Source organism: Pseudomonas sp. JDS08PS003, from assembly GCF_045013505.1.
Lineage (GTDB): Bacteria > Pseudomonadota > Gammaproteobacteria > Pseudomonadales > Pseudomonadaceae > Aquipseudomonas > Aquipseudomonas protegens_B.
The window spans coordinates 584313-596085 of the sequence record NZ_CP120724.1; the positions used below are offsets into that span (position 1 = coordinate 584313).

Annotated in this window: 10 protein-coding genes; 2 read left to right on the plus strand and 8 right to left on the minus strand. The window is 62.5% G+C overall.

Features of this window, described 5'->3' with window-relative positions; all coding sequences use genetic code 11:
• Positions 1-16: 16 nt before the first annotated feature.
• From phaZ to P7C00_RS02715, 8 genes are all read right to left on the minus strand, one after another.
• Positions 17-877, minus strand: a complete 861-nt coding sequence (phaZ, locus tag P7C00_RS02680) for a poly(3-hydroxyalkanoate) depolymerase (RefSeq protein ID WP_346634458.1) — start codon at positions 875-877, stop codon at positions 17-19.
• Positions 878-1007: 130 nt separating this feature from the next.
• Positions 1008-2687, minus strand: a complete 1680-nt coding sequence (gene phaC / locus P7C00_RS02685) for a class II poly(R)-hydroxyalkanoic acid synthase (protein ID WP_346634459.1) — start codon at positions 2685-2687, stop codon at positions 1008-1010.
• A gap of 258 nt (positions 2688-2945) precedes the next feature.
• Entirely contained in the window at positions 2946-3323 is a 378-nt protein-coding gene (locus P7C00_RS02690) for a gamma-butyrobetaine hydroxylase-like domain-containing protein (protein WP_404938093.1), read from the minus strand.
• A 94-nt stretch (positions 3324-3417) separates the two neighbouring features.
• Complete coding sequence (gene hslU, locus P7C00_RS02695; RefSeq protein ID WP_404938094.1) at positions 3418-4755, minus strand: ATP-dependent protease ATPase subunit HslU; 1338 nt, start codon at positions 4753-4755, stop codon at positions 3418-3420.
• 57 nt (positions 4756-4812) lie between these two features.
• Complete coding sequence (gene hslV, locus P7C00_RS02700) at positions 4813-5343, minus strand: ATP-dependent protease subunit HslV (RefSeq protein WP_003186641.1); 531 nt, start codon at positions 5341-5343, stop codon at positions 4813-4815.
• Positions 5344-5541: 198 nt separating this feature from the next.
• Positions 5542-6249 (minus strand): SPOR domain-containing protein, encoded by a 708-nt coding sequence (locus tag P7C00_RS02705; protein WP_123725060.1) that lies wholly within the window; start codon positions 6247-6249, stop codon positions 5542-5544.
• A 1-nt stretch (position 6250) separates the two neighbouring features.
• Entirely contained in the window at positions 6251-7987 is a 1737-nt protein-coding gene (gene argS, locus P7C00_RS02710) for an arginine--tRNA ligase (protein WP_346634462.1), read from the minus strand.
• Between the two features lie 211 nt (positions 7988-8198).
• On the minus strand, positions 8199-10418 hold the full coding sequence (locus tag P7C00_RS02715) for a primosomal protein N' (RefSeq protein WP_346634463.1): 2220 nt from the start codon (positions 10416-10418) through the stop codon (positions 8199-8201).
• A 299-nt stretch (positions 10419-10717) separates the two neighbouring features.
• Here P7C00_RS02715 and rpmE point away from each other — a divergent pair, with 299 nt between their 5' ends.
• Both rpmE and P7C00_RS02725 read left to right on the plus strand, forming a co-directional pair.
• On the plus strand, positions 10718-10939 hold the full coding sequence (gene rpmE / locus P7C00_RS02720) for a 50S ribosomal protein L31 (RefSeq protein WP_011058815.1): 222 nt from the start codon (positions 10718-10720) through the stop codon (positions 10937-10939).
• Between the two features lie 41 nt (positions 10940-10980).
• The gene (locus P7C00_RS02725; RefSeq protein ID WP_404938095.1) at positions 10981-11760 is read left to right on the plus strand and encodes a thermonuclease family protein; all 780 of its coding nucleotides are present in this window, start codon (positions 10981-10983) and stop codon (positions 11758-11760) included.
• The last annotated feature ends 13 nt before the right edge of the window (positions 11761-11773 follow it).

An 11773-nucleotide genomic window follows, 5' to 3' on the forward strand; every position in this document is an offset into this window, starting at 1 on the left:
TGTCGACAGGTATCTTTTACTTCATGGGACGCAAAGGTTCGGGATGGGGGTGCATCACGGCCCTTTGTCGCTCCTCCTGGAGGAACTTCATGATAATGGGGGCGACGGCCTCGGCCCGGGTGATCAGGAACAGGTGGCCGTCATCGATGATATGCAGCTGGGCGTTGGGAATTCGCCAGGCCAGCATGCGCATGTTGATCAAGGGGATCAGCGGGTCGTCATCACCGGCCAGCACCAGGGTCGGCTGGTGGATCTTGTGCAGCCAGTGAATGCTGGTCCAGCCCAGGCCGGCGAACAGCTGCCAGTAGTAGCCCAGTTTGCCGGCCGAGCGCACCTTGGCCGCGTGTTCGGCGGCCAGGTTCGGGTCGCGGCGGAAGGAGCCACCGTAGATCAGCGGGGCGATGCGCATTACGTGGGAGGGCTGCACGTAGCGCCGTGGGCTGGCCATCATCCACAGCACTTTGGGTTTGCCGGGGACCATGAAAGCGCCGGCCGCGGTGGCTGCCAGCACCAGCTTCTTGCAGCGCTCCGGGTAGTCGTAGGCGAATTGCTGGGCCAGGGCGCCGCCCCATGACACGCCCACCGCGTTGACCTGGCCATAGTCCAGGTAATCGAGCATGCGTGCGGTCAGCTTGGCCAGGCCCGGGAACCGATAAGGCCGGCTCGGGGTCGAGGAGCCGCCAACCCCCGGGACGTCGAAGGCAATGACCTCCAGGTCCGGGTCCAGGGCCTGGACGAAGGGGAACACCAGCTCCAGGTTGGCGCCGATACCGTTGAAGATCAGCAGTGGCGTCAAGTGAGGCTTGCCGGGGCGTACCGCAGTGCGGATGGTCTGGCCGTCCAGATCAACGGTGCGGAAGATGAAAGAGTGTGGCATGCCGTAGCCCTGTGAAGTGAACCATTGGAGGCGCCTTCCCGGGCGTCCTCCGGATTTCCTGAGGCCAGGCCTCGTACCAAGAATAGGGCTTGGCGGCACCTCCTGGCGCCGCGTCGTTTAATGCCTGGGCTCAACGCTCGTGGACGTAGGTCCCCGGCGCGGCTTCGGCGGCTGCGTATTTCTTGTTGCCCAGAACGCTGGGTGCTGGTTTCAGCTCGCCCGAGCGCTCCGCTTGCCAGGCTTGCCAGTGCAGCCACCAGGAGTCGGTGTGCTTGACCGAGTTTTCCTGCCACTGATCGGGACAGGCAGGGATATCGCTGCTGGTCATGTAGCGCGCTTTCGGGTTGCCTGGCGGATTGAGGATGCTCTGGATATGACCGCTGCTGGACAGCACGAACTCCACATTGCCACCGAACAATTGTGCCGACTTGTAGCAGGACTTCCACGGGGTAATGTGATCGTTGGTCCCGGCTAGTGAGAAAATATCGGCCGTGACCTGCTTCAGGTCGATCGGCGTCCCGCACACTTCCAGTGCATTGGGGCGGATCAGCGGATTGTTCTTGAACATCTCGATCAGATCGCCGTGGAACGCGGCAGGCAGGCGCGTGGTGTCGTTGTTCCAGAACAGGATGTCGAACACCGGCGGCTCATTGCCCAGCAGGTAGTTGTTGACCCAGTAGTTCCAGATCAGATCGTTGGGGCGCATCCAGGCGAACACTTTGGCCATGTCCCGGCCTTCTAGGACACCGGCCTGATAGGAGTGGCGCTTGGCCGCCTCCAGGGTCTGCTCGTCGACGAACAGGGCTACCTGGGTATCCAGGGTGGTATCGAGCACGCTGACCAACAGGGTCAGGGCATTGACCTTCTTCTCCCCCAGCGCTGCATAGTGGCCCAGCAAGGCAGTGCAGGTGATGCCCCCGGAGCAGGCACCGAGCATGTTCACGTCCTTGCTACCGGTGATCGCGGTCACCACGTCGACGGCTTCTTTCAGGGCCTCGATATAGGTGGACAGGCCCCATTCCCGTTGTGCCTTGGTGGGGTTGCGCCAGCTGACGATGAAGGTTTGCACATTGTTGCGCAGGCAGAACCGCGCCAGGCTCTTGTCCGGGCTGAGGTCGAAGACATAGAACTTGTTGATCTGTGGCGGTACCACCAGCAGCGGTCGCTCGTGAACCTGCTCGGTGATCGGCCGGTACTGGATCAGTTCCAGTACATCGTTGCGAAACACCACAGCCCCTTCGCTGGTGCCGAGGTTCTTGCCGACTTCGAAGGCGTCCATGTTCACCTGGCTGGGCATGCCGCCGTTGTGCACCAGGTCCTTGGCCAGGTGTGACAGGCCGTCCAGGAGGCTCTTGCCGCCGGTTTCGAAGAAGCGCTTGACTGCAGCAGGGTTGGCCGCGCTGTTGGTCGGGGCCATGGCCTCGGTCATCAGGTTGATCACGAAGTGGCCCCGGCTGATGTCCTGTTCCGACAGGCTACTGTCGCCGATCCAGTCGTGGAGTTCCTTGCGCCACGCCAGATAGGTTTGCAGGTAACGTTTGTACAGCGGGTTCTGGCTCCAGGCCGGATCGTTGAAACGACGGTCGTCGCTCTCCGGTTGCAGCGTCGACTTGCCGAACATCACGTTCTTCAGTTCGAGGCCGAAATGAGCAACGTGCTTGACGCTGTGGATGGGTTGTTTGATGGCCTGGGCAAGCACCATTCGAGCAGAGGTAAGCAGATCCTTTCTACGCAAGCCGATGACCGGATTGAGCCCCAGGGTGTTTTCCGAGGCTTGGCGTTTCAGGTCATCGTTATTCTTGTTACTCATCTACGACGCTCCATTGTCCTGAGACGAGTACCGGACCTGCTGTGCAGTCACACAGCACGATGCCAGGTACTACTGCTCGGGTGACCGTTAATTGCGCACCGCTGCCTTACAGGCTCGCAAAACTCTGCAGGGAACTTGCCAGCTCCATTGGTTACCCGAGTTTAATTTTTTTCGCAAGCAGGCCATTCATTGGCCATACAGCGCAGCATTCAAACAGATGGAATTAGAAAATGCCCTCTAAACAGCCGGAGGCTTGAGCTAGAGCATCAGCTTGATGACGGACTCATTCGGGTCGCGGGACTTTCCGGCAGCTTTGAGTTCCGCCAGATAATCGCTCCACAGATCTTCCTGGCGCAGCGCCAACTGATACAGGTAGTCCCAGGTGAACAATCCGCTGTCATGGCCGTCATCGAAGGTCAATTTCAGTGCGTACTGGCCAGCCGGTTCAACCTTGCTCAGGCCAACGCCAAGCTTGCCGAACTGAAGGATGGGTTTGCCGTGGCCCTGGACCTCGGCAGAGGGGGAGTGCACCCGCAGGAATTCCGCGGGCAACTGATAGACCTCGTCTGGCCCATAGGTCAGGGTCAGGGTTTTCGAGGCTTTATGCAGGTTGATGCCGGTGGGGAGTTTGCTCATGACCTGTAGTCCTTCCGGTAGGAGCCGGCTTGCCGGCGATCGGGGCGGGTGGCCCTGTCGCTGGCAAGCCGGCTCCTACGTGGGTAGTGAAGGCTTACAGGATATAACGGGACAGGTCTTCGTTCTGTGCCAATTCGCCCAGGTGGCTGTTGACGTAGGCGGCATCGATGCGGATCGGCTCTTCGCTGTGAGCGCTGGCCAGATCACCGGCGCTGAACGACACCTCTTCCAGCAGGCGCTCCAGCAGGGTGTGCAGGCGACGAGCACCGATGTTCTCGGTCTTCTCGTTGACCTGCCAGGCAATCTCCGCCAGGCGCTTGATGCCGTCGGGCAGGAACTCGATATTCAGGCCTTCGGTCTTCAGCAGCTCACGGTACTGCTCGGTCAGCGAAGCATGGGGCTCGCTGAGGATGCGCTCGAAGTCTTCCGGCGACAGTGCCTTGAGCTCCACACGGATCGGCAGGCGGCCTTGCAGCTCGGGCACCAGATCGCTTGGCTTGCTCAGGTGGAAGGCACCGGAGGCAATGAACAGGATGTGGTCGGTCTTGACCATACCCAGCTTGGTGTTGACGGTGCAGCCTTCGATTAGTGGCAGCAGGTCGCGCTGTACGCCTTCGCGGGACACGTCGACGCCGCCGGAGTTGCCACGCTTGGCCACCTTGTCGATCTCGTCGATGAACACGATGCCATGCTGCTCGACGGCCTCCAGGGCCTTGGCTTTGAGTTCCTCATCGTTGACCAGGCGGCTGGCTTCTTCGTCGCGCACCAGTTTCAGCGCTTCCTTGACCTTGAGCTTGCGGCTCTTGCGCTTGCCCTTGCCCATGTTGGCGAACAGGCTCTGCAGCTGGTTGGTCATTTCTTCCATGCCCGGTGGCGCAGAAATGTCGACACCGCTGACTTCCGCCACTTCGATCTCGATTTCCTTGTCGTCCAGCTGGCCCTCGCGCAGGCGCTTGCGGAACAGCTGGCGGGTGTTGGAGTCCTGGGCCGGAGCCTCATCGCCGCTGAAGCCCGTGCGTGCCGGTGGCAGCAGGGCATCGAGGATGCGTTCTTCGGCGGCGTCCTCGGCGCGGTGGCGAACCCGGACCATTTCCTGTTCGCGGAACATCTTGATTGCCGCATCGGCCAGGTCACGAATGATCGATTCAACGTCGCGGCCGACATAGCCGACCTCGGTGAATTTGGTGGCTTCGACCTTGATAAAGGGGGCATTGGCCAGCTTGGCCAGGCGCCGGGCGATTTCGGTCTTGCCGACACCGGTCGGGCCGATCATCAGGATGTTCTTGGGGGTCACTTCAACGCGCAGCTCGGCCGGCAGTTGCATCCGGCGCCAGCGGTTACGCAGAGCGATAGCGACGGCGCGCTTGGCATCGTCCTGGCCGATGATATGGCGGTTGAGTTCGTGGACGATTTCGCGGGGTGTCATGGACATAGTAATTGGCGGTCCTCAAGCAAGAATGAATGCCGTGGCGCGAACGCCGCAACAGGCTTATTCCGCGAGATCCTGCTCCTCGATGGTTTGAGTGTGGTTGGTGAATACACAGATGTCGCCGGCGATACCCAGGGCGGTCTCGACGATTTCACGGGCAGACAGGTCGGTCTTCTTCAGCAAGGCGCTGGCAGCGGCCTGGGCGTAGGCGCCACCGGAACCCATGGCGATCAGGCCGTCTTCGGGCTCAACCACGTCGCCGTTGCCGGTGATGATCAAGGAAGCGTCCTTGTTGGCGACGGCCAGCATGGCTTCCAGGCGGCTGAGGGAGCGGTCGGTACGCCATTCTTTGGCCAGTTCGACAGCGGCTCGCACCAAGTGACCCTGATGTTTCTCCAGCTGGCCTTCGAAGCGTTCGAACAGGGTGAAGGCGTCAGCGGTGGCCCCGGCAAAACCGGCGATCACCTGGCCGTGGTACAGGCGACGGACTTTTTTCGCGTTGCCTTTCATCACGGTGTTGCCGAGAGAAACCTGGCCGTCGCCGCCCATGACGACTTTGCCGTGGCGGCGGACTGAAACGATGGTGGTCAAGGGGAAGTCTCCACACAGCGGGGCGAAAGTGCCCTGATGGAAACTCATATGGGGGTGGCTGAGCGTTTTTCAACTGGAGGCTGTAGCGCAGGACCGGCGGTCATTGTTGCAAGCTGCAAGCGCTTCGCGGTCAAGCCCGCTCCTACGGGGCGTTGTGTAGGAGTGGGCTGGGCCGCGATCGATCGCGCAGCGGTCGGCTTAGCGGCTCTGGCGCTGTTGTAACAGCAGGTTGCTGAAACCGGCGCCGGCCAGTTGTTTCTGGGCCACGGTGAGCTGTTCCCGATTGCTGAAAGGCCCTACCAATACCCGGTACCAGGTTTCGTCCTTCACCGTGCCGGACTCAACCGAAACCGACTGGCCCAGCAGAATGATCTGCGCGCGCACCTTGTCGGCGTCGGCTTCCTTGCGGAACGAACCGGCCTGGAGGAAGAACTTGGTCACCGGTGCTGCCTTGGCCACAGGTGGAGCCGGTGGCGGAGTGATCCCGGCCAGGGCCGCCTGGGCCCGAGCCGTGTCGATCTTCGCCGCTTCCGCCGGGGTGACCGGGGTGGTCGGCACTGGCGGCACCTGCGGCGTCGGCAGGGTTTTCTCCGGCACCGCTTCGGGCGGCACTATGACTTCCGATTCCGGCAGCAGGGTGTAGAAGTCGTACTTCGGCTTCACCGGTTGCTGCGGGCTCGGCGGGGTCTTGTTGGCCTCGGCGATCTTGCTGGCTTTCTGCTGTTCGATCTTTTCGCGCTTGACGCTGTCGCCACCCTTGCCCGGTTCGAGCTTCATCAGGAACACGATGAAGGCGCCGATGGTCAGGCCGATGGCCAGCCACAACCAGCCCGGGATCGGCTTCTTGGCCGGAGCCTGGTAACGGCTGGCGCCACGCTTGGGTGCAGGTTTTTTCTTGGCAGCCAACTTACATTTGCTCCAGGACTTTGAGGCCCAGCAGTTCCAGACCTTGCTTGAGGGTGCGACGGGTCAGCTCGGTGAGGCGCAGACGGCTGTGCATCTGCGTCGGTGTCTCGGCCGCCAGGATTGGACAGTTCTCATAGAAGCTGGAAAACAGCCCGGCCACGTCGTACAGGTAGGTGCAGAGGATGTGCGGGGTGCCCTTGTCGGCGACGTTGTTGAGGATCTCGCCGAACTGCGCCAGCTTGGCCGCCAGCTCCAGTTCCTGGGCTGCGTGCAGTTCGATCTGGCCGCCCACTTCGCTGAAGTCCTTGCCCAGCTTGCGGAATACGCCGGCGGCGCGGGTGTAGGCATACAGCAGGTAGGGGGCGGTGTTGCCTTCGAAGTTGAGCATCAGGTCGAAGTTGAAGCTGTAGTCGCTGGTGCGGTGCTTGGACAGATCGGCGTATTTCACCGAGTCGATGCCCACCACCTTGGCGATGCTGCGCAGGTCGGCTTCCGGCAGTTGCGGGTTCTTCTCTTTCACCAGGACGTAGGCGCGTTCTTCGGCTTCGGTCAGCAGGTCGATGAGTTTTACGGTGCCGCCGTCGCGGGTCTTGAACGGACGGCCGTCGGCGCCGTTCATGGTGCCGAAGCCCATGTGCTCCATCTCCATCGGATGGGTCACGAAACCGGCCTTGTGCGCCACGGCGAACACCTGCTGGAAGTGCAGGGCCTGGCGCTGGTCGACGAAGTACAGGGCACGATCGGCCTTGAGCTTGCCACTGCGGTAGCGCACGGCGGCCAAGTCGGTGGTGGCGTAGAGGTAACCGCCATCGGCCTTGACGATGATCACCGGCAGCGGCTCGCCTTCGGCGTTCTTGAACTCGTCGAGGAACACGCACTGGGCGCCGTTGCTCTCCACCAGCATGCCCTTGGCCTTGAGGTCGTTGACCACATTGATCAGGTCGTCGTTATAGGCGCTCTCGCCCATGACGTCGGCCATGGTCAGCTTGACGTTCAGCAGCTCGTAAATTTTCTGGCAGTGGGACAGGGAGATGTCCTTGAACTTGGTCCACAGCTCCAGGCAGTCCGGATCGCCGGCCTGCAGCTTGACCACCAGGCTGCGGGCACGATCGGCAAAGGCTTCGGATTCGTCGAAACGCTGCTTGGCGGCGCGGTAGAAGTTCTCCAGGTCCGACAGTTCGTCGCTGGTGATCGGGTTTTCTTCCAGGTACGCCATCAGCATGCCGAACTGGGTGCCCCAGTCACCGACGTGGTTCTGGCGGATCACGGTGTCGCCGAGGAACTCCAGGACCCGTGCCACGCCGTCGCCGATGATGGTGGAGCGCAGATGGCCGACGTGCATCTCTTTGGCCAGGTTGGGCGCCGACATGTCGACCACGGTGCGTTGTGCCGGGCCGGCCTTGCGCACGCCCAGGTGCTCGTCGCCAAGGGCGGCGTCCAGGCGCGCAGCCAGGGCCTGGGTGTTCTGGAAGAAGTTGATGAAGCCCGGGCCGGCGATTTCCGCCTTGCTCAGGTCTTCATGGGCCGGCAATGCGGCGATGATCTTTTCCGCCAGGTCGCGCGGCTTCATGCCGGCGGGCTTGGCCAGCATCATGGCGATATTGCTGGCGAAGTCGCCGTGGGTCTTGTCGCGAGTGTTTTCGACCTGGATCGCCGGCGACAGGCCTTCTGGCAACACACCTTCGGTGACGAGTTGGGTGATGGCTTGCTGGATGAGCTGGCGAATGGTGTCTTTCATGGTCTTCTCTTTCGACCGCTGGCGCGGCGGCGCTTCGGTGCGCAGGTGGAAAAACTGGGCATTATCCGTTGCTGAAGCGGGCTTGCCAACTATAGAGGGCTGCTGGGGGATCGGTGGTGGCTATTCGGTGCTGTTCGCGGGCAAGCCTGTTCCTACGGGTTTGATGCTGCCCATTGTCGGAGCGGGCTTGCCCGCGAAAACACTGTATCGATCAATACAGATCCACTGGGTCCACATCCAGCGACCAGCGCACCTGGCGCCCGCTGGGCATTTGCTCCAGCACCAGCAGCCAACTGCTAAGCAGCCGGTGCAGCGGTGCCCGGGCGTTGGCCTGCAGCAGCAATTGCGCACGGTAGCGTCCGGCGCGCCGTTCCATCGGAGCTGGCACCGGGCCCAATAGTTCGATGCCTCCCAGGTGCTGTTCCGCCAGCAAGCGCTCGGCCTCGCTGCAGGCTTCGTCCAGAAAGCCTTCGGCCTGGCCCGGCTTATGGGCTTCGGCCCGCAGCAGCGCCAGGTGGGCAAAGGGCGGCAGGCCGGCGGCGCGGCGCTCGCTCAGGGCTTGCTCGGCGAAGGCGAAGTAGCCCTGCTCGGTCAATTGCACCAGCAGTGGGTGGTCGGCCAGGTGCGTCTGAATGATCACCTTGCCCGGTTCTTCGGCTCGTCCCGCGCGCCCGGCCACCTGGACGATCAGTTGCGCCATGCGCTCGCTGGCGCGGAAGTCGCCGGAAAACAGGCCGCCGTCGGCATCGAGGATCGATACCAGGGTGACCCGGGGGAAGTGGTGGCCCTTGGCGAGCATCTGGGTGCCCACCAGGATGCACGGATGACCTTTCTGGATGGTGGCGAACAGTTGGTTCATCGCATCCTTGCGTGAGGTGCTGTCGCGATCCACCCGTAACACCGGGTAGTCGGGGAAGAGTATTCCCAGGCGTTCCTCCGCGCGCTCGGTGCCGGCGCCCACGGGGCGCAGGTCGACCTTGCCGCATTGCGGGCAATGGCGCGGTACGCGCTCGACGTGGCCACAATGATGGCAGCGCAACTCGCCGGAGCGCTGGTGCACGGTCATCCGGGCATCGCAGCGCTGACATTCGGACATCCAGCCGCAGTCGTGGCAGAGCAGGGTCGGGGCGAAGCCCCGGCGGTTGAGAAACACCAGCACTTGCTGCCCGGCGGCCAGGGTCTGGCCGATGGCTTGTTGCATGGGGCCAGAAATACCGCTGTCCAGGGGGCGACTCTTCACATCCAGACGCAGGAAGCGTGGTTGTTTGGCGCCACCGGCCCGCTCGTTCAGGCGCAACAGTCCATAGCGGCCGGTGTAGGCGTTGTGCAGGCTTTCCAGGGATGGCGTCGCCGAGCCCAGGACAATCGGGATGTTTTCCTGGCGTGCCCGCACCAGCGCCAGGTCCCGGGCGTGGTAGCGCAGGCCTTCCTGCTGTTTATAGGAGCCATCGTGCTCCTCGTCGATGATGATCAGCCCGGGGTTCTTCATCGGGGTGAACAGGGCCGAGCGGGTGCCGATGATGATGTCGGCCTCGCCATCCCGGGCCGCGAGCCAGGCGTCCAGGCGTTCCCGATCATTGACCGCCGAGTGCAGCAGGGCGATGCGTGCGTTGAAGCGCTGCTCGAAGCGCGCCAGGGTTTGCGGCCCCAGGTTGATTTCCGGGATCAGCACCAGCGCCTGCTTGCCGGCCTCCAGGGTCTCGCGGATCAGTTGCAGGTAGACCTCGGTCTTGCCGCTGCCGGTGACGCCGGCCAGGAGAAAGGCGTGGTAGCTGTCGAACCCGGCGCGGATGGCTTCATAGGCGGCACGCTGTTCGCTGTTGAGCGGCAGCTCCGGCTGGGCCAGCCAGTGTTCATGGCGCACGCCCGCTGCGTGCTTGCGTACTTCCACCTGCACCAGATCCTTGGCCAGAAGCAGATCCAGGCTGTCCTTGCTCAGCATCAGCTTGCTCAGCAATGCATGGGGCACGCCATGGGGATGCTGGGCCAGGGTTGCCAGGGCTTCACGCTGGCGCGGGGCACGGGCGATGCGTGGGTCATCAAGGCGAGCGCCAGGGGCAATCGACCAGAAACGCTCCTGGCGGGCCTCGGCCAGCTCTCCCTGGCGCAGCAGCACCGGAAGCGCCCAGCTCAGGGTGTCGCCGAGGCTGTGCTGATAATACTGGGCGGTCCACAGGCACAGCTTGAACAGGGCGGGTGGCAGAGGCGGGGTGGGGTCCAGCAAGGCCAGCGCCGGTTTGAGTTTCTCGGCTGGGACTTCGCTGTGATCCGCCACTTCCACCAGAATGCCGATCATCTCCCGGCGGCCGAAGGGCACCCGCAGGCGCATGCCCGGATGCAACTGGGCGCGCAGCACACCGGCTGGTGCACGGTAGTCGAACAAGCGGCGCAGGGGCGAAGGCAGGGCGAGGCGCAGGATGGCGTCGGGCACGCGGGAAAATCTCGTTGAGCGGACAGTAAATAAGCCCCGGAGCCTAACAGAGGCGCTACGGAGTGTCCTGCACAAGCGTGTGCGGCTCCGGTCGCTGCGACCTTTGAGCCATGTCGGAATGGCCGTCGTCGTTCACGGAACGGCAATCCGGGGGCTGTCAAGGTTGTATGGGATTTTTCTGATGGAGTGCAGTCAGGGTCTCTTGCGCGATTGACGGGGTCTGGTAGAATTCGCGCCCTAATTCGTGCGGTATTCAACAATAGTGTTGGGTGGCGGCACGCTAGCCTGAGGAATACACCATGAAAGCCGATATCCATCCAGTATACGAAGCCATTACCGCTACTTGCAGCTGCGGTAACGTCATCGAAACTCGCTCCACCCTGGCCAAGCCTCTGAGCCTGGACGTGTGCAACGAGTGCCACCCGTTCTACACCGGTAAGCAAAAGACTCTGGACGTTGGCGGTCGTGTCGACAAGTTCAAGTCGCGCTTCGGTGCTTTCGGCGCAACGAAAAAGGCCTGAGGCTGATCGTTCTGGAAAGCCGTTATCGACTTTCCTCGCTGATGAAAAAGGCGTCCCTAGTGGGCGCCTTTTTTGTGTCCGCGATTTGGCTGACCGCCGTCCAGGCGTTTTGCCCGGCGCCGAAGGGGCTGATTCCTGCAGCAGTGCAGCGGGTGGTGGATGGCGACACGCTGCGCCTCAAGGATGGCCGCAGCGTGCGCATGATCGGCCTCAATGCGCCGGAGCTGGCTGGCAAGGGGCGGTCCGCGGAGCCTTTCGCGGTGGCGGCGCGGCAACGCTTGCAGCAATTGGTGGCGCAGAGTGGTGGCCGGGTCGGTTTGTTGCTCGGGCGTGAACGGCGTGATCGTTATGGCCGGACCCTGGCTCATGTCTATGGCGCCAGTGGCATCAACTTTGAGGCGCGCTTGATCGCTGAAGGGCTGGCCTACCAGATTGCACTGGCGCCGAACGTCGCCCTGGTGGCTTGTCAGCAGGCCGCTGAAAAACATGCGCGCCGAGCCGGGCTGGGGCTCTGGCGGCGTTCACCTGTACTGAAAGCGGAGCAGATCCGCCATTCAGGTTTTGCCGTGCTCAAGGGGCGTGTGAGCAAGGTGCAGCGCAATCGCGGGGGCGTTTGGATCACATTGCGGGGCGCAGTTGTATTGCGTATTGCACCCAATGTCCTGGAGCGCTTTGATCGTCGCTGGCTCAAGGGGCTTTCGGGGCAGCGAATCGAGGCTCGCGGCTGGGTGGTGGATCGCTCGCGTCGAGACCAGTTCACATCGGGCGGGGCGCGCTGGATGTTGTCAGTGACCGACGCTTCCATGGTCAGACTTCTCTGATAAAGAAAAATTG